We start from the raw sequence: 18,365 nt of genomic DNA, 5'->3' as shown, positions 1-18,365 counted from the left end.
AAAAATCCTAACCTTCAGGTAGAGATTTAGGGAATATGCAATGAGGTGAAAGCAAAAGAATGGGGGGCGGGTTCCTTTGATTAGGAACCCGCCCCACACTTGCGTCTTAGTGCTGTGCCGCCAGCTGCTCGCGGATACGCGCCACCGTCGCCGCATCCGTCGTATTCTCACCCAGCAGATTCGGCTTACCCGCGCCGTGATAATCACTCGAACCCGTCACCAGCACCTCACGGCCCGCAGCACGCTGACGCTCAATAAACTCCAGCAGGCGCGCCCGGTCTTCCGCGGAGTTCTCGCGGTGGTGCACCTCCACACCCGCTAGACCAGCCTCCACCATCAAACCCAGGTACTCCAGGCTCAACGCAGGCCCACGCATCGTACTCATCGGATGCGCAATCACCGGCACGCCCCCAGCCTCACGCACCAGACGCACCGCCTCCAGCGGGTCCAGCGCGTCCTGCGGCACATAGTAGGGGCTGCCCGTGTACAGCAGCTTCGCGAAAGCCTCAGAACGGTCAGCAACCACGCCAGCGGCAACCAGCGCATCGGCAATATGGGGGCGGCCCACCGCCGTGTTCCCCTCCCCCACCTGCGCCAACACGTCGTCCCAGGTTAGCGGGTAGTCGGCGGCAAGACGCTGCACAATAGCCTGCGCGCGGCCCTTACGGCTGGCGCGAATCGCCTCCACACGGCGCGCCAACTCTGAACCCACCGGGTCAAAACCATAAGCGAGCAGGTGAATGGTCTTCGTGCGTGAGCGACCCTCACCGTCGGTGTAACGGTAACGGCAGGAGAACTCGGCACCCGGCAGAAAATCCAGACCGTGCTCATCCGCCAGCTGAGCCGCCTGTGCCCACCCAGCCGTCGTATCGTGATCAGTCAGCGCGAATCCCGCCAACCCGGTGCGAGCAATCAGCGGCACCAGCTCAGTCAGGCTCTGCGTGCCGTCAGAAATAGCGGAGTGAATATGCAGGTCGTAGCGCCCGGCAGGGTTCTGGTTTTCAGGCGCGCCCAATTCAGCGGGCTGCGGTGCCTGCTTCGCATGAGGTGCACTGTTCCGGTGTTCTGTGTGCGTCATATTCTCTCCTTCCCCGCCCCTGCTAGTTCGTCGCCACCTCAGCGGGGTTTTAAGGCATGTCATCTACTCTTCTGATTCAACCCTACCAATATCGGCGGCGCAATATCGGGCACCCGGTCGCAGGTCAAAGATATATTCTGACCCACCGCACCCTCTCTTATGGTCAAAAGCGCTAAAACACCTGCCCACCTGTGGTGAAGGCGATATGATTAACCCATGACTGAGAACAACGAGAAGAGCACCGAAGCTCAGAAGACTGACCACCGCAGCACCCCCAAGGCGTCTGCGTTCACCGAATTCATTGCCGCAAACTGGGCACCTGCCGAAGATGACGGCTACACCCGCGAGCCCGTAGCAGACTACGCAGCTGAGCGCCGCGCCAAGATCTCCAAGGCATTCCCCGGCGAGCGCCTCGTCCTGCCCGCAGGCCCGCTGAAGGTCCGCTCCAACGACTGCGACTACCGCTTCCGCCCCCACTCGGCGTTTGCGCACCAGACCGGTCTGGGCATCGACCACGAGCCCGACGCCGTGCTGGTCTTCGAGCCCGTCGAAGAGGGCACCGGCGACAACGGTTCCAACCACGAAGTAACCCTGTACTTCCGCCCGCTGGCTGGCCGCGACACCGCAGAGTTCTACGCGGATGCACGTTACGGCGAGTTCTGGGTTGGCCCCCGCCCCACCCTGAAGGAGTTCTCCGAGCGTTACGGTCTGCGTACCCGCGACCTGTCCGAGCTTGAGGTTGCTATCACCAAGAACGCCGGCAACCAGGGCCTGGGCGGCGTGAACATCCGCCTGGTCCGCAACGTTGACCCGGCTGTTGACGCGCTGGTTGACACCTCCCGCTACAACACCGGCGTGGAGCTGGAGCAGGCTGACAAGCTGGACTCCGAGCTTGCCGTGGCTCTCTCCGAGGCTCGCCTGATCAAGGACGCTATCGAGGTTGAGAACCTGCAGCGTTCCGTTGACCTGACCGTCAAGGGCTTCGAAGAGGTCGTGCGCGAGCTGCCTAAGGCTGTTGCGCACCACCGCGGCGAGCGCGTCGTTGAGACCGCGTTCTTCTCCGTGGCACGTACCGACGGTAACGACCTGGGCTACGACACCATCGCAGCGTGCGGTAACAACGCAACCATCCTGCACTGGATCCGTAACAACGGCACCGTCGATGACGGCAAGCTGCTGCTGCTGGACGCAGGCGTTGAGGACGACACCCTGTACACCGCAGACGTGACCCGCACCTTCCCCGTGAACGGTAAGTTCACCGAGGTTCAGGCGAAGGTCTACAACGCTGTGCTGGACGCAGCTGACGCCGCGTTCGAGGTGGCTAAGCCGGGCCGTAAGTTCCACGAGATTCACGACGCCGCGATGGAGGTTCTGGCTCACCGTCTGGAAGAGTGGGGCCTGCTGCCGGTTTCTGCCGAGGTTTCCCTCACCATTGAGGGCGGTCAGCACCGCCGCTGGATGCCGCACGGCACCAGCCACCACCTGGGCCTGGACGTGCACGACTGCGCGCAGGCTAAGGCTGAACTGTACATGTGGGCTGAGCTGGAGCCGGGCATGGTCTTCACCATTGAGCCGGCGCTGTACTTCAAGGAAGAGGACATGTCCATTCCCGAGGAGTACCGCGGTATCGGTATCCGCCTGGAGGACGACGTGCTCTGCACCGAGGACGGCAACGTGAACATGTCCGCTGCCCTGCCCCGCACCGTTGAGGGCATTGAGGAGTGGATGGCGAAGCTCTCCAAGGAGGCGTAACCATTCCCGCCGGGATGTACCGGCTAGTACGGTCTGACGACAATGCGTAGCGAAAGCCCCTCACCGATTCGTTCGGTGAGGGGCTTTCGCATGTCTTCTATATGCTCTTCTATGCCTGTTTCCTAGCTTATTTTCTGCTGCTACGGGCGGCTACCGCCGTTGCAGGTTCGGTTATTCGGAGTCCTGCGAGGGCTTATCGTGCAGGCCCTGTGGGCGCGGGGTCGGACGCTGCGGCTTGGGCTGAATCAGCTTCGCGTATTCTTCCGGGTCGTCCACTCGCAGACCGTACCGCTGTGCCGGGCGCTTCTGCGTATCTGACTTCTGAGCGGTTGCCTGGTCAGTACCTGTCTGTTCCTGTTCGGAAGGCTGAGCAGACTGAGTGGGCTGAGTGGGCTGTGCGGGCATGTTCTGCGCCGCGCTCTGAGCCATCGCGTTCTGCGCAGTAGTATCACGCTCGGGCAGGTTCTGGTTCGGCGCTGGCTGGCTACCCGCCTGCGCACGGTACGAGGGTGCCTTCGGCGCACCGGTCGGAACCGGTGCACCATTCATCGAAACGGTACTCTGAGCCGCCCGCGCCTGCGAAGCCTCCGGGGCCGCCGCCGCCCGCGCAGCCGCAACCGCCGCCGAGAAGCGAGGATGCGCACCCAGCACGCGGCGCGCATCCTGAGCGTACTCCGGCAGAGCGTACATCACGGTACGCGAGGGAATCGCCTCGGTACGCATCGGGTAGCGAACACCGCGATTACGACGAAGAATATACATCTGCCACAGCACAAATACAGCCACCGACAGCGGCACGTACCTTAGCGCCACCGACGTAAAAGAGTCACCGGTCAGAGTCAACAGCACCGAAAACACCAGGCCCATCGACGCACCCTGAATCGCCGCAGAAATCAGGGCACGACCGTAACCGGGCTGTACCGGGTACTCCACCTGGCGGATACCATCATTGACCAGGTACAGCGCCGTCACCGGATAATCCTGCTCGCTGAGCACGTCAAAAGCGGCGAGCGCATCATCGTGACGAACGAAGGAGGCGATCGCTTCACCGGCGGGCAGGGGCTTGCCCTGAGCCTGCGCCAGGCGCGAGGCCAGATATGAAGAAGGCGGGGTCGAGGGAATATTCGGCAGGTTAGAAGTCATGGCTCCTATTCTACCGCCCGCCCTAACCCTGGACCCGGTGGGCAGTCAGCTCCTCTACAGGCGTAGCGAACACCTGTTCAATTAGGCTTCTCAAAGTGCGAATCCCCGCGGCGGGGCGTACCCTAGAGAGGTGAGCAATTCGAAGTTCAGCACCCCCAGCAAGATTTACATTGCCCGCCTTTTGGGCCTCGACGTTTTTGACCCTTTCGGTGACCGCCTCGGCCGTCTCCGAGATGTCGTCGTGCTCAAACGCGGCCTGGGCGCATCCATTGCAGGCGCCCGCCCCGCCAAGGGCAGCGAACCCATTGTTGTCGGCATCATCGTTGAGGTGCTCGGCAAGAAGCGCGTGTTCATGCCCATGACCCGTGTGCGAAGTATCGACGCTTCACAGATCATTTCGACCGGCCTGGTGAACCTGCGCCGCTTTGAACAGCGCAACTCTGAGACTCTCATCGTCGGTGAGCTCTTTGACCGCCGCGTGCGCCTGCTCGACGGCAGCGGCGACGCCGTCATTGAGGACGTCGCCATTGAGCAGCGCCGCAACGGCGACTGGGGCGTGACCGAGCTGTTCGTTTCCCGCGTCAGCTCCTCCTCCAGCACGTGGCGCCGCCGCTCCAAGGAGACCCTCATCGTCGACTGGGACGAGGCGGTGCTCTCCACCGACGTGGAACCGCAGGCGGCAACCGCGTTCGTCGCGAACCATGAGAACTCCAAGCCCGCCGACCTTGCGGACGCCATCCACGAGATGAGCGATAAGCGCATGGTCGAAATCGCAGCCGAACTGCAGGATGAACGCCTCGCGGACGTTCTGCAGGAGCTGCCCGCCGAGGACCAGGTGCAGATTCTGTCGCACCTGGACGACGAGCGTGCCGCGCAGGTCCTCGAAGAGATGGAACCGGACGACGCCGCCGACCTGCTCATCGAACTGGACGACGCCCAGCGTGAAAAGCTGCTCGAGCTCATGGAACCCGACGAAGCAGACGACGTGCGTCGACTGCTCGAATACGACGAAGGTACCGCCGGTTCGCTCATGAACCCCGTGCCGATCATCCTCTCCCCGGAGGCGACCGTTGCGGAGGCGCTCGCGCACATCCGCGCCGAGGAGATCCCTCCGGCGATGGCGGCTGCCGTCATGGTGACCCGCCCGCCCCTGGAAACGCCGACCGGCAAGTACCTGGGTCTGGTGCACATGCAGAAGCTGCTGCGTGTGCCGCCGAGTGAGCCGATTGGTCACATCCTCGATACCGACACTGAGCCTGTCTCTGACCAGGCAAGTTTGGAAGAGCTGGCACGCGTGCTGGCGACCTATGACCTAACCATCGTTCCCATTGTGAACGAATCGCACCGCCTGGTAGGCGCAGTGACCATCGACGACGTGCTCGATGCGCTCCTGCCCGAAGACTGGCGCACTTACGATGATGGAACTCCCGTACGAAAGGTAGGACGACGCTTTGCCTGAATCGAACCGCCGCGACGCAAACCGTACCGAAGAGAACCCCCGCATCGATAAGGCGCGCATCCTCAAGGACCGCCTGGAGAAAAAGTACGCTGAACGCAACCGCGAGCGCGGCGACTCCCGCCCGCAGCGTAGCGACTCGCAGCTGAGCACCCCCGGCACCCGCAAGCCGAAGCTGTTCTCGAGCCCCAACCCGGACGCTTTCGGCCGCATGACCGAGGGTTTCGCACGCTACATGGGTACCCCGCAGTTCCTGATGTGGATGACCATTTTCTGTGGCGTGTGGCTGGCGTGGAACTCCCTGGCGCCGGAGGAGATGCAGTTCGACCCGCGTAGCCTGAACTTCACCCTGCTGACCCTGATGCTGTCCCTGCAGGCTTCTTACGCCGCTCCCCTGCTGCTGTTGGCGCAGAACCGTCAGGATGACCGCGACCGCGTGGTAGCCTCTGAGGACCGTAAGCGTGACCAGCAGAACCTGGAGGAGACCCAGTACCTGACCCGCGAGATTGCTTCGCTGCGTATTGCTCTGCGTGAGGTTGCGACCCGTGACTTCGTTCGTAGCGAGCTGCGTGACATTCTTGAGGAACTGCAGAACATTGCGCAGGAGCAGGAGCGTCACGCCGAGCAGCTGCAGGACATCAGTGAGGACATTGAGGACCTGGAGGAGGCAATCGACGATATCGATACCTCCGAGGGCGAGGAAAAGGACGCTGAGGAGCAGGACGCTGAGGGCACCGAGAACGGTACCGAGCAGGCACCTGACAAGGCTGAACGCCCCGCGAAGGACTCCGCGCAGGATCCCCACCGAGGCGATTTGAGCCAGCCTCAGAGCCGCGAATCCCAGCAGGCACAGCAGCAGGCAGAGCGCACCCGTGAGGGAGACGCCCGTGACCGCTAATTCGCCCCTGCAGGATGCGCTCTACGCGGCGCTCGCCCGCGTCGAGGATCCCGAACTGCGCCGCCCCATTACGGAGCTGGGTATGGTGGAGACTGCGCTCGTGCATCCTGAACTGGATGAGCACGGTGAGCCGATTCCCGGCCGCCACTGGGCTGAGGTCACGGTGCTACTCACCATTGAGGGTTGCCCGCTGAAGAACACCATCGAGCAGCAGGTTCGTGACGCCGCCGCCACCGTTGAGGGTATTGAGCGTGTGCAGCTGCAGGTGGGTGCGATGAACCCGCAGCAGCGTTCCGCTCTGCGTTCGATGCTCAAGCCGGAGCGTTCCAACCCGTTTACCGCGCCCGGTTCGCTGACCCGCGTGTTCGGTGTGGTGTCCGGTAAGGGCGGTGTGGGTAAGTCCTCCATGACCGCGAATCTTGCCGCCGCGTTCGCTTCGCGCGGGCTTGCGGTGGGAATTATTGACGCGGATGTGCACGGCTTCTCCATTCCGGGTCTGCTGGGTATTACCGACGCCCCGACCCGCCTGGATGACCTGATTCTTCCGCCGACCGTGGACGTTCCCACCCCCGCCCAGCGTTGGGGTGAGCAGAAGGTCAGCGGCGGCTTTATTCGCGTGATTTCTATCGGCATGTTCCTCAAGGGCAACGAGCCGGTGGCATGGCGCGGCCCCATGCTGCACCGCGCCCTGGAGCAGTTCATTATGGACGTGCACTTTGGCGCCCTGGATGTGCTGCTGCTCGATTTGCCTCCCGGCACCGGCGATATTGCCATCTCCATGGCTCAGCTGCTGCCAATTGCGGAGCTCGTGCTCATTTCCACCCCGCAGCATGCCGCCGTGGATGTGGCGGAGCGTGCCGGAACCCTGAGCCTGCAGACCGGTCAGAAGGTCGTGGGCGTGGTCGAGAACATGGCGGCAATGACCCTGCCGGACGGCACCGTGCTCGACATGTTCGGTTCTGGCGGCGGTCAGGTGCTCGCTGAGCGTCTTTCGGAGGCGCTCTCCTACCCGGTACCGTTGCTCGGCTCGGTCCCGCTGGATGTGAACCTGCGTACCGGCGGCGACGAAGGTATGCCCGTCGTCTGGGGTCACCCGGACTCCCCCACCGCCGAAGAAATCCAGTCCATCGCCTCGCAGCTGCTACAGTCCGGCGAGTCGAGGGCGGGCCAGAGCCTGCCGCTCTTCGTCTAGGTTTAAGCCTCTACAAGCTGATGTAGAAAGAACCCCGCACCATCACGGTGCGGGGTTCTTTCATTTCAAAACCTTAGGTGGCGTCCACGTCGAAGGGGGCGTATGCGCCTCGCGGAAGAGCACGGCTCTCAGCCTTCTCCTTCTCCTTCAGCAGCGCCTCTTCACGTTCCTTCGCCTCACGCTCACGCTCGGCGTCATCCTCTGCGAACGCCTGCTTCACAATCACGCGCGGATCGTACTGGCGGGGGTCGTACTGGCGCCAGTTAATATCTTCCAGACCCGTCTCGCCCAGGGCCTCCTTGAAGTCGTCCTTCGCGTCGAACGCCATGCGGCGCACAGTCTTGACGAATTCACGGATCTGTCGGGCGTATTCGGGCATGCGTTCGGGACCGATCACAAAGAACGTGATAACGGCCAAAATAATAAACTCGGTGCCACTAATACCAAACACAGAATATAGATTATCAGTTCCGAGCCAGCACCGCCGAACCCGCGGCGCTTTCTGGACGTGTCTTTAAGCTCTGGACAAGCAGAAGGCATGCGCTACCGCGCTGCGGAGGGGCATTGCGCCCACGGCTAAGAACGCCACACCAGCGGCTCCAACCGCAGGCACGCCCGCCTCCCGAACGCACAAGACCGCCGGCAGCACACCGGCGGTCTCAAGCACCCGTTTATGTAGATTCAGCGGTTTACGGCGGGTAATCTCCACCGCCGGGGAGCTGCTTCCAATGCCACAGCCAACCAACCCAGCCCCACTGCGCACACGCACCCGCCGCCAACAGCGCCCAACGATACGCCCGCGAACGGCTCGCCGCCGCCACCACAATCACCAGCGGGAACAACGGCAACAGCAGGCGGAACGTCGACGACTGCGGATTCAAAAACAGAATCAAATACGCAAAATAGCTCAGACACCACAGGTTCAGCGGAGCCGCCAAAACCCTACGCGCCAGCGGGCTCAAACACAGAGCAATAAAGCCCAGAATCAGCAGAGTCAGCAGCACCGGAGCCGCATACCCAAAGTACAGGTAACCCTGCGACAGCCACGGCTGAATCGGCGCCAAATGCGTACCGCGCCACGCCGTCTCCGTGGCGGTGTACGCATCCACACGCCCCGTAGCCCACCACGCAATCGCAGGCCACACCAGCGCACACGCACACACCACCAGGGCGCTCACCAGCTGCCCCAAATGGCGCACAAACGCCGCGCCAATACCGGACTGGCGGCTCGAACGCACCCAGCACGCAAACCACCACAAGCCAGCAGCCGCACCCAGGGGCACACCCACCGGGCGGGACAGGCATGCCAACGCCGCCACAGGAACCAGCAGGCCGTAGCGTCCTTGAACCAGGTACAGCAGCGCACCGGCAAGGAACACCAGGTTCAGCGACTCCGCATACGGAACCTGAAGCACCGGTGCCACCGGCAAGAACGACACCAACGCCACAGCCCACATGGACAGGGCAGAAGGCGACTCCTCGCTCTTGAAACCGGTCGCCTTCAACGACGCCTCAAACAGCAGGTAAATCACCCATGCCGCCGCAAAACCGGCAAGCAGAGCAACTGTCGCCGCCACCGGGTAGTACCCGATGCCCGTCGCATGGCTGATAGCGCCGGAAAGCTGCGGGAAAATCGGGTAAAAAGCCCACTGATTCTGCTGAACCACGCCCGCCGCGTTCACCGGCAGCTCACTCGGGTAACCCTGTACCGCAATCTGCTCATACCAGCCGGCATCCCAGATGCTAATGAACGACAAATAATCCAGGTGCTGACCCCACGGGCTGCGCAACTGCTGCTGACCGACCACGGCAAACACGATGAAGCCCCACACGCGGGACAGGCCGTAAATCAGCAGTACCGACAGCCATGCGGGCAGGGCACGCAGACGCTCCCCCACGCGGTGCAGGCGCTCACCGGCGGCGGTGTACGCCCAGGTCAGCAGCTCGTCAAAAGACTCGCCCTGCTCCTTCGTGGAGGCGGGGGTGGCGGCACCCTGCACAGGAGAATACGCGGGGGAATCACTATTACGTTCAGGCGAAACACTCACGGGCGTTAGTTCCCCTCAGCCTGCGGGTTCTTTCGCTTCTCCACAAAGTCATGTGCGCTCAAGGTGCTCTCCGCATCATCAGACAGGGGAACCGCACCGCGGCGAACCGGCTCAGCGGCAGCGACGTTAGCATCAGCAGATTCTGCGGTTGCATCGGCAGCCTCCGCGGCGGGTGCGTTCTCGAGTGCCTTGTTATCTTCGGGTGCACCGACGACAGGAGCGATAAAGCCGAAATCCTCCACACGGTCGAAGGTGCCCAAACCGTCACGGCCCACGCCGCTGAAGAACGCGGCACCGGGCACGGCACGCTCACCGGAGAGCGCCACAACGGAGAGCACCGCAATGCCCGAAATCAGCAGGGCAAGCAGAATCAGAAGAAAGTTCATGTCAATCTCATATCATGCAGGACCGTCAACCCCTGACGGTCACCTAAATTCAAATAGTAGCGCCAGCACTGGCAGAATCAGCGTCGCGGCTAGTCCTCGTCGCGGTCGCTGAGCAACCAGGCACGCAAATCCGCGTGACAGCGGGTCAGCTGGCAAAAGCTCACGTGCTCGTTATCGGTGTGAGCCAGCAGGGCATCACCGGGGCCGAAGTTCACGGCCGGGATTCCGATTTCGCTCAGGCGCGCCACGTCCGTCCAACCGTACTTCGGCTGGGGTTCCTGCCCCACCGCCTCAATCAGGGAGGCGGCCAGCGGGGTGTCTAGGCCGGGTCGGGCCGCCGGGGAGAGGTCTACGAAGTCCAGCTCGTACCCGGCGAACACCTCGCGCACGTGGGCAACGGCCTCGTCCAGGGTCTTATCGGGGGCGAAACGATAGTTCACGTGCATCGCCGCCGCGTCGGGAATCACGTTGCCGGCCACGCCGCCAGAAATCTGCACCGCGTTCAGGCCCTCGCGGTAGTCCAGGCCCTCCACCGCGATGGTCTTCGGTTCGTAGGAGGCGAGCGCCGCCAGCGCGGGCGCCAGAGCGTGGATCGCGTTCTCGCCGCGCCAGGCCCGGCCCGAGTGGGCGGCCAGGCCGCGGGTGCGCACGAAGAAACGCATGGTGCCGTTGCAGCCGCCCTCAATCGTGCCGTTGGTCGGCTCGAGCAGCACGCCGAAGTCGGCGTCGGTGATGAGCTCGCCGTGGTTACGAATCAGGCGCGCCAGGCCGGAGAGCTCGCTCGCGACCTCCTCGTGGTCGTAGAAGATGTAGGTCAGGTTGTAGTCGGTGTCCTGCGCGGTCAGCTCGGCGGCAAGCTTCAGCTGGACGGCCACGCCGCCCTTCATATCGGTGGCGCCGCGGCCGTAGAGCACGTACCCGTCCTCTTCTTCACGCACCGTAGAGGGCACAGTACCCAGGGAACCCTCGACGGTAGGCAGGGGCACGGTATCCAGGTGACCGGCGAGGATAATGCGGGTACGCTCCCCCTCAGCACTCTCCCCCTCAGCTCCAGGCAGCGGCGGGAACTCGGTGCGGGCGATAATGGCGTCCCCGTCACGGGTCAGGTGCAGGTGCGGGCAGAACGACAGCGCCGTGTGCACGGCGTCAGCAATCGTTCGTTCGTTACCAGAAACCGACTCAAGATCCAGCAGGGCACGGGTCAGCTCGGGCATGGACACGTCCAGGTTCAGGGGCGGCTGCGGTACAGGGTGACGCTCAGAAATATTCGGGGAAACGCTCATCCTTCCACCTTACAGGTTCCCCGGTACACACACCCGCGCACACAACACCCATATCGAGCATATGAGACGGTCTTGAAGGGGCGCCAAGCCCCAAACCTATAATGGAAGGCATGTCTGAAAACACTCCCCGTTACGCCTCCGGCGTCGCACTGGTCAATGTTGTTGTCTCCGGCGAGCATGCCGGCACCGTCCTGGATGCTTGGTTCCCCGCCCCCTCCCTCACCCAGACCCCCGACCTGTCCATCGCGGACGAGCTGGAAGACCTGGTCGCTGAGCACCCGGCGCGTAACGCCCGCACCGAGGTGCGCACCGCCTCCATCAACCTGGATGAGGCACCCGAAGATGCGGTCGACGCGTACCTGCGTCTGCACCTGCTCTCGCACACTCTGGTTCGCCCCAACGAGCTGAACCTGGACGGTCTGTTCGGCACCCTGGCGAATGTTGCGTGGACCAACCACGGCCCGGTGCTTGCCACCGAGTTCCAGAAGCTGGCGATTGGTCTGCGCAAGCTGGGCCACCTGAGCGTGAGCCACATTGATAAGTTCCCGCGCCTGGTGGATTACGTGGTTCCCGCCGGCGTGCGTATTGGTGACGGCGACCGTCTGCGCCTGGGTGCGCACTTGGCGTCCGGCACGACCGTGATGCACGAGGGCTTCGTGAACTTCAACGCCGGTACCCTGGGCACTTCCATGGTTGAGGGCCGTATTTCTCAGGGCGTTGTGGTGGGCGACGGCTCGGATGTGGGTGGCGGCGCCTCCACAATGGGTACCCTCTCCGGTGGCGGCACTCAGCGCGTCTCTATTGGTGAGCGTTCCCTGCTGGGTGCGGAGTCCGGTATCGGTATTGCCCTGGGTGATGACTGCGTGGTTGAGGCGGGCCTGTACGTGACCGCCGGTTCGCGCGTGAGTGTTCTGCTGCCCGGTCAGGAGGCGCGCGTGGTGAAGGCTGCGGAGCTGTCCGGTGTGTCGAATCTGCTGTTCCGCCGCAATTCAATCAGCGGCGCGATTGAGGTTCTGCCGCGTGCGAAGAACACCGTGGAGCTGAACGAGGCGCTGCACCTGAACTAGTCTGTACCTGGACTAGCGCTGGTTGCCCTTGCGAACGTTGGGGGTCGGCCCGTGAACTTTAGGGGTCGGGATGTGTGAAGCATCCCGGCCCCTTTTCTGCGCCCGGTGTTCCCTCGTCCGCCGCTCTTACAGGCTGGGCGCGAATCCGCGGCGGCTACGATGACCGTTTTCAGGGCGTACGGCTCGGGCTTTCGCTAGGCTGGTAGTACCGGGTACAGCGTACCCGCCATGACTGACCACTTGTACAGTTCAGAGAGGAACTCAGATGCCTGAATCAACTAAGTCAGAGTCGACGATGAGCGAAACCTACCGGCACTTTACGCGCCTCTTCCCCTACCCGCACGAGCGTATTACGGTGGGCGCTCCTGCTACTGATGCCATGGCTCGTTACGATGAGCTGGCGGAGCGCGGGCGCGCAGAGGGGTTCGTCCCCTTCTTCCTGAACCTAAACGATACGGTGCTTGAAAGCATGGTCATTGCGGTATCCCTTGAGCACGACATTATCGACGATGTTGAGACTCTAACCCCCGAGCAGGTGAGCGCCTACACTCGTGCTGTCCTGCAGCGTTACCGTACCGCCCGTGGTGGCGCCTCCGCCGAAGAGTACGGTAGCGCCGCCATTGCTCAGCAGTTGCGCCAGGTTATGGACGATGGCGAAGAGACTCACGAGGACGACCCGGACGACTTCAACCTCAACGAGCTTGTCGACGAGTTTATGAGCTCCGATTTTCTGCCCGATGAGGAGCCCGAAGATGACGCCCCGACTCTTTCCGCCCTACTCTGCTATGAGCTCCTGGATGAAGAAGAGAAAGGCGAGATGCTCCTGCTACAGATTCCGACCGATGACCCCGCCGATATTCCCGCGTACCTGCCCTTCGGCGGCTGGAATGACTGCCCGGACGCTCAAACGCAGCTGGCATTCACCCACTATTGGCGTGAAAAGTACGGTGCCATCCCGGCGGCTCTTGACGGTGCTGACTGCCTGGAGTTTCTGGTGGAACGCCCCGTAGCAGACCCGGTCGAGGCGAAGAAGGTGGCGGTCGAGCAATTCGCATTCTGTTCCGATCTTCCGTTCCAGGTGTTTGAGGATTTTGAGCAGCTGACGGAGTTTATTCACCAGAGCCGCCAGTGGTATTTCTGGTGGGATTAGACGCAAGCTATACAGCGAGGTGGGGGCGAGTGGCGACACACCTAAAGAACGCTTCCCACATGCTCACACCAGAGTGCACAAGCGCACAGTGTCCCGCAGTACTTACACCCCATGCACAGCTGTACCATTAGATACAGCTCAACAGCTTTTGTCCCCCATCCGGAGCACTTTTTCCGGATATATAAAGCCCGAAAGGACATCATGAAGGTACTCGTTACCGGCGGCGCCGGCTACATCGGTTCCCACACTGTACTTGAACTGCTCAAGGCAGGCCACGACGTCGTCGTCATGGATAACCTCGCGAACTCTTCCGAGGAGTCCCTCAAGCGCGTCGCTGAACTCGCTGGCCGCGCCCCCGAGTTCCACAAGGTTGACCTGCTCGACCTCGAAGGTATGAAGGCTCTCTTCAAGCAGGTTCGCCCCGACGCTGTGATTCACTTTGCGGGCCTGAAGGCTGTGGGCGAGTCCGCTGAGAAGCCGCTGTGGTACTACCAGACCAACGTGGCTGGCACCCTGAACCTGCTGTACGCAATGGACGAGGCTGACTGCCACTCCATCGTGTTCTCCTCCTCCGCTACCGTGTACGGTGAGCCCGAGTCCATGCCTCTGATCGAGAAGATGAACATGGACGCACAGTCCTGCTACGGCCGCACCAAGGAGCACATTGAGGACATGCTGGTTGACCTGGCTGCTTCCGATCCCAAGTGGAACATTGCTCTGCTGCGTTACTTCAACCCCGTTGGTGCGCACGAGTCCGGCCGTATCGGTGAGGACCCGGCGGGTATCCCGAACAACCTGGTGCCCTTCATCGCGCAGGTTGCTGTGGGTCGCCGCGATCACCTGAACGTCTTCGGTAACGACTACCCGACCGTTGACGGTACCGGCGTGCGCGACTACATCCACGTGGTTGACCTGGCTGATGGCCACCTGAAGGCGCTGAACTACATTGCTGAGCACGGCGGCCTGCACACCTGGAACCTGGGTACCGGTAACGGCTACTCGGTTCTGCAGGTTCTGCACGCGTTCGAGGAGGCGTGCGGTAAGGAGCTGCCGTACAAGATTGTGGATCGTCGCCCCGGTGACGTTGCGGTCTCTTACGCTGATCCTTCCTCTGCTCTGGCGGATCTGGGTTGGAGCGCTAGCCGCGACATTAAGACCATGGTTCGCGACCACTGGAACTGGCAGAAGAACAACCCCAACGGTTACGAAGCCTAAGCTGTTTTAGCCCCTTGTGAGGGGTGTTGAAGAGTGCCCGATAGGTGTTATCTCACCTATCGGGCACTTTTTTGCGCTTTTTTCGAAATTTTTACCAAGTCGTGACTACCTCCCCAAAGGCGTTTGACACCTCGTGAGTGCGTTGAGAAGGAGAAGGATATATTCCCTAGTCAAAGCCTTTTGTGAAGATGGGGTGTTTTTTACCCATATTTTTACGTCAAAAATACTATAACTATGCATTCGTGCTTAAAAATTCACATTGCTTACCCAGTAAAGTGAATATTTTGCAGACAGGAAACCGCCTGAGGCGTAAGCTGAAAGCTCAGCATACAGACAACCCGCATCATAGACGCACCTCACGTGAAAGGGTTCAAAATGTCCGCACAGGCAGCTCCCGAAGCGCAAAAAAACCTCATCGAAATCGCCAACGTCAACAAGTACTACGGCACCAACCACGTTCTGAAGAACATCAATCTTTCCGTGGGAAAAGGTGAGGTCGTCGTCCTCCTCGGCCCCTCCGGTTCCGGCAAATCCACCCTCTGCCGAACCATCAACCGCCTCGAAACCATCACCAGCGGATCCATCACCATTGACGGACAAGAACTACCCGAAGAAGGCCGTGCCCTCGCCAAGCTCCGAGCCGAAGTCGGCATGGTCTTCCAGTCATACAACCTCTTCGCACACAAGAACATCCTCGATAACGTAACCCTTGGGCCCCGCCGAATCCGCAAAATGTCCAAGTCAGAGGCAGAAGCAGAAGCCATGAACCTGCTCGCGAAGGTCGGTGTGGATTCCCAGGTGCACAAGATGCCCGCAGAGCTTTCCGGCGGTCAGCAGCAGCGCGTCGCCATCGCCCGTGCACTCGCCATGAGACCTAAGGTCATGCTCTTCGACGAACCCACCAGCGCGCTCGACCCCGAAATGGTCAACGAGGTGCTCGACACCATGGTCTCCCTCGCGAGGGAAGGCATGACCATGATTGTGGTGACCCACGAGATGGGTTTTGCCCGCAAGGCGGCAGACCGCATCGTCTTCCTTGCCGACGGCGAGATCATCGAAGAGGCGCACCCGGACGAGTTCTTCACCAACCCGAAGAGCGAGCGCGCCAAGGACTTCCTCTCCAAGATCATCAACCACTAAAGCAGAGGGACCGACATGCAAAAATATTCACGTAGGCTCGCGGCACTCGCCGCAGCAGTATCCCTCGCTCTGACCGGCGTCCTCGCCGGATGCTCCAGCGCAGACAGCGACCACAAGATCCGCATCGGCATCAAAGTAGACCAGCCCGGCCTCGGTTACCAGGACGGCAACACCTACACCGGTTTCGACGTGGAGGTGGCACGCTACGTCGCCGGCAAGCTCGGATACTCCGAAGAGCAGATTGAGTTCGTAGAATCCCCCGCCGCTAACCGCGAAAACATGCTCAACACCGGCCAGGTAGACATGATTTTTGCGACCTACTCCATCTCTGAAAGCCGCAAGAAGACCGTGGACTTCGCCGGCCCCTACTACACCGCAGGTCAGGACCTGCTCGTGCGTGCCGACAACACCGATATCAAGGGACCGGACGACCTCAACGGCAAGAACCTCTGCTCCGTCACCGGCTCCACCAGCGCCCAGAAGGTGCAGGACAAGTTCGCCAAGAACGTGAACCTGGTCAAGCAGAACAGCTACTCCGACTGCGTGGTCGCCCTCAACGGCGGCGTGGTGGACGCCGTCACCACCGACGACATTACCCTCGCCGGTCTGGCAGCCACCAAAGCGAACAAGGGCAAGCTGAAAGTGGTCGGCTCCCCCTTCACGACCGAACGCTACGGCGTGGGTCTGCCCAAGGGCACCGACAAGTGCGAAGCCGTGAACAACGCCATCAACGAGATGGTTGCCGACGGTACCTGGGAGAAGCTCATCACCAAGTACACCGAAGGCACCGGCTACCACTACAACACCGAAACCAACCCGCCGCACCTGGGCACCTCCTGCGCCTAGGCCTCTAGAGAGGTTCACGAATGTCATTCTTTGACCAACTCGGCACCCTCCTGTCCAAGTACGATGTGGTTGGCGCCTTCATGACCAATATTCAGCTGACCTTCTGGGCGGCTATTGGCTCGTTCGTTCTCGGTACCGTGCTGGCGCTCATGCGCATCAGCCCCGTCCCGTCCCTGCGCTGGGTGGGCACCGCCTATGTGCACACTGTCCGTAATACTCCGCTCACCATCATGATGACTTTCGCCATTTTGGGTGTGTGGACGCAGTTCCAGCTCTCCTTCTCGCACGATTTCGACACGAATTTCTTTGTGTACGCGGTCATTGCCCTGTCGATTTACCATTCGGCGTTTATCTGCGAGGCGATCCGTTCGGGTGTGAACACCGTGCCTAAGGGTCAGGCTGAGGCGGCACGCGCTATCGGTCTGGGTTTCTTCGACACCGCCCGCCTGGTGATTTTCCCTCAGGCTCTACGCGGTGCCATTACCCCGCTCGGCAATACTCTGATTGCGTTGACGAAGAACAGCACTGTCGCCTCGGTCGCGTCGGTGGCGGAGGCCTCCGGGCTGATGAAATCTATGATTGAGTTCGACGCGAACATGGTGCTCGCTATCTTCATCATGTTTGCGATGGGCTTCGTCATCATTGTTGTTCCCATTGGTGCGTTGACCACCTGGTCATCCCGTAAGCTGGCGGTGAAGCGATGAAAAACCCTTTTATCAGTAATGACACCCGCGCCGCTTCTTCGGTGCTTTTCGACGAGCCGGGTCCTATTGCGCAGCGTCGTATCCGCATCTTCAACATTGCTGCGGTAGTCCTTTTCGCGCTATTTGCGGTGTATGTGCTGACCGTGATGGGTCAGAAGGGTCAGCTGGAGGCAGAAAAGTGGACTGATCTGTTCACTGCCCGCGCTTGGAGCTCCTACTACCTGCCGGGCCTTGCCTCGACCCTGTCTGCGGCAGCGGTTTCGGTGGTTACCTCGGTTGCGTTCGGTGTGGTCTTCGGTATTGCTCGACTCTCCCAGTACCGCGTTATCCGCTGGTTCGGCACCGTGGTGGTGGAGTTCTTCCGCGCCGTGCCGGTGCTGATCATGATGATCTTCTTCTGGCTCTTTTTGGGCAAGTACAGCGGTCTTCCGCCTGCTCAGCTGCCCTTCATCGCCGTGGTCATTGGTCTGACCCTGTACAACGGTTCGGTGATTGCTGAGCTGCTGCGTTCGGGCGTGAAGCAGCTTCCGCGCGGCCAGGGCGAGGCGGGTCTTGCGATTGGTCTGACCCCGACCCAGACGCTGATTCGGATCCTGCTTCCGCAGGCGTTCACCGCGATGATGCCCTCAATGCTCAGCCAGTTCGTAGTGATTCTGAAGGACACCGCACTCGGTTACATCATCTCCTACCCGGAGCTGCTCGCCTCGGCGCGCCGCATCGGTTCCGGTGACGGCAACGTGCTGCAGACCCTGATTCTGGCGGCGGCACTCTTCGTGACGGTGAACTTCGTGCTGACGGCTGTAGCAACCGGCATTACGGACAGGCTGGCGTCGCGCACCTCCGCAAAGGTGACCCGAAACCTGATTCCGGACGCTCTGGATAACCCGAACCCGCCGACCGTTCAGATGTTCGTTCTGCCCGGCGACCGCAAGTAACCCTTCTCGTTCGGGCTCCTCAGCCAACGATTATCAGCAGATACGGCAAAGCCCCAGCACTCCCCTTTCGGG

Annotated in this window: 17 protein-coding genes; 11 read left to right on the top strand and 6 right to left on the bottom strand. The window is 61.5% G+C overall.

From position 1 onward, the window contains the following. Positions 1–106: 106 nt before the first annotated feature. Positions 107–1,078, bottom strand: coding sequence for a PHP domain-containing protein (locus HMPREF2605_RS02995; protein WP_080975582.1), 972 nt, complete (start codon positions 1,076–1,078; stop codon positions 107–109). A 216-nt stretch (positions 1,079–1,294) separates the two neighbouring features. On the opposite strand from HMPREF2605_RS02995, the gene HMPREF2605_RS02990 reads away from it, so the two are divergent. Then, complete coding sequence (locus HMPREF2605_RS02990; protein WP_070687483.1) at positions 1,295–2,830, top strand: aminopeptidase P family protein; 1,536 nt, start codon at positions 1,295–1,297, stop codon at positions 2,828–2,830. Between the two features lie 171 nt (positions 2,831–3,001). On the opposite strand, the gene HMPREF2605_RS02985 is transcribed toward HMPREF2605_RS02990, so the two are convergent. Further along, positions 3,002–3,973 carry a hypothetical protein gene (locus HMPREF2605_RS02985; RefSeq protein WP_070846868.1) on the bottom strand — a complete coding sequence of 324 codons (972 nt, stop codon included), beginning with the start codon at positions 3,971–3,973 and terminating at the stop codon, positions 3,002–3,004. 130 nt (positions 3,974–4,103) lie between these two features. Here HMPREF2605_RS02985 and HMPREF2605_RS02980 point away from each other — a divergent pair, with 130 nt between their 5' ends. From HMPREF2605_RS02980 to HMPREF2605_RS02970, 3 genes are read left to right on the top strand one after another with little or no spacing between them, the layout of a single operon-like run. After that, complete coding sequence (locus HMPREF2605_RS02980) at positions 4,104–5,432, top strand: magnesium transporter MgtE N-terminal domain-containing protein (protein ID WP_005508498.1); 1,329 nt, start codon at positions 4,104–4,106, stop codon at positions 5,430–5,432. Then, positions 5,425–6,327 (top strand): DUF1003 domain-containing protein, encoded by a 903-nt coding sequence (locus tag HMPREF2605_RS02975; protein WP_070846867.1) that lies wholly within the window; start codon positions 5,425–5,427, stop codon positions 6,325–6,327. Before HMPREF2605_RS02980 ends, HMPREF2605_RS02975 begins: the two co-directional genes overlap by 8 nt. Further along, positions 6,317–7,519, top strand: coding sequence for a P-loop NTPase (locus HMPREF2605_RS02970; protein ID WP_070846866.1), 1,203 nt, complete (start codon positions 6,317–6,319; stop codon positions 7,517–7,519). The genes HMPREF2605_RS02975 and HMPREF2605_RS02970 overlap by 11 nt, the downstream gene beginning before the upstream one ends. 73 nt (positions 7,520–7,592) lie before the next feature. Here HMPREF2605_RS02970 and HMPREF2605_RS02965 read toward each other — a convergent pair whose 3' ends face one another. The 4 genes from HMPREF2605_RS02965 to dapE form a co-directional block, all read right to left on the bottom strand. Next, a complete protein-coding gene (locus HMPREF2605_RS02965; RefSeq protein WP_070846865.1) occupies positions 7,593–7,970 on the bottom strand; it encodes a twin-arginine translocase TatA/TatE family subunit in 378 nt (125 codons plus the stop codon). 238 nt (positions 7,971–8,208) lie between these two features. After that, entirely contained in the window at positions 8,209–9,567 is a 1,359-nt protein-coding gene (locus HMPREF2605_RS02960; protein ID WP_083324840.1) for a hypothetical protein, read from the bottom strand. Between the two features lie 5 nt (positions 9,568–9,572). Continuing rightward, complete coding sequence (locus HMPREF2605_RS02955; RefSeq protein WP_070846864.1) at positions 9,573–9,953, bottom strand: taurine ABC transporter substrate-binding protein; 381 nt, start codon at positions 9,951–9,953, stop codon at positions 9,573–9,575. 89 nt (positions 9,954–10,042) lie between these two features. Then, on the bottom strand, positions 10,043–11,236 hold the full coding sequence (gene dapE, locus HMPREF2605_RS02950) for a succinyl-diaminopimelate desuccinylase (RefSeq protein ID WP_070846863.1): 1,194 nt from the start codon (positions 11,234–11,236) through the stop codon (positions 10,043–10,045). 101 nt (positions 11,237–11,337) lie between these two features. Between dapE and dapD the strand changes: the two genes are divergently transcribed. The 7 genes from dapD to HMPREF2605_RS02915 all read left to right on the top strand — a co-directional run bounded on the left by dapD (position 11,338) and on the right by HMPREF2605_RS02915 (position 18,293). Next, positions 11,338–12,303, top strand: coding sequence for a 2,3,4,5-tetrahydropyridine-2,6-dicarboxylate N-succinyltransferase (dapD, locus tag HMPREF2605_RS02945; protein WP_070846862.1), 966 nt, complete (start codon positions 11,338–11,340; stop codon positions 12,301–12,303). A 265-nt stretch (positions 12,304–12,568) separates the two neighbouring features. Then, a complete protein-coding gene (locus HMPREF2605_RS02940; RefSeq protein ID WP_070846861.1) occupies positions 12,569–13,453 on the top strand; it encodes a DUF4253 domain-containing protein in 885 nt (294 codons plus the stop codon). 201 nt (positions 13,454–13,654) lie between these two features. Then, positions 13,655–14,668, top strand: coding sequence for a UDP-glucose 4-epimerase GalE (gene galE, locus HMPREF2605_RS02935; protein ID WP_049354216.1), 1,014 nt, complete (start codon positions 13,655–13,657; stop codon positions 14,666–14,668). Between the two features lie 375 nt (positions 14,669–15,043). Next, positions 15,044–15,808, top strand: a complete 765-nt coding sequence (locus HMPREF2605_RS02930) for an amino acid ABC transporter ATP-binding protein (RefSeq protein ID WP_070688696.1) — start codon at positions 15,044–15,046, stop codon at positions 15,806–15,808. A 15-nt stretch (positions 15,809–15,823) separates the two neighbouring features. Continuing rightward, the gene (locus tag HMPREF2605_RS02925; RefSeq protein ID WP_049354212.1) at positions 15,824–16,654 is read left to right on the top strand and encodes a glutamate ABC transporter substrate-binding protein; all 831 of its coding nucleotides are present in this window, start codon (positions 15,824–15,826) and stop codon (positions 16,652–16,654) included. 20 nt (positions 16,655–16,674) lie between these two features. Next, positions 16,675–17,358, top strand: a complete 684-nt coding sequence (locus HMPREF2605_RS02920; RefSeq protein WP_005505219.1) for an amino acid ABC transporter permease — start codon at positions 16,675–16,677, stop codon at positions 17,356–17,358. Further along, entirely contained in the window at positions 17,355–18,293 is a 939-nt protein-coding gene (locus tag HMPREF2605_RS02915; protein WP_005508486.1) for an amino acid ABC transporter permease, read from the top strand. The genes HMPREF2605_RS02920 and HMPREF2605_RS02915 overlap by 4 nt, the downstream gene beginning before the upstream one ends. Positions 18,294–18,365 lie beyond the last annotated feature (72 nt).

The sequence above is a fragment of the Rothia sp. HMSC065C03 genome, from assembly GCF_001837295.1.
In the GTDB taxonomy this organism is placed as follows: Bacteria; Actinomycetota; Actinomycetes; order Actinomycetales; family Micrococcaceae; genus Rothia.
The sequence above is the reverse complement of the archived record's forward strand: the minus strand, read 5'-3'. Positions and strand labels throughout refer to the sequence as shown.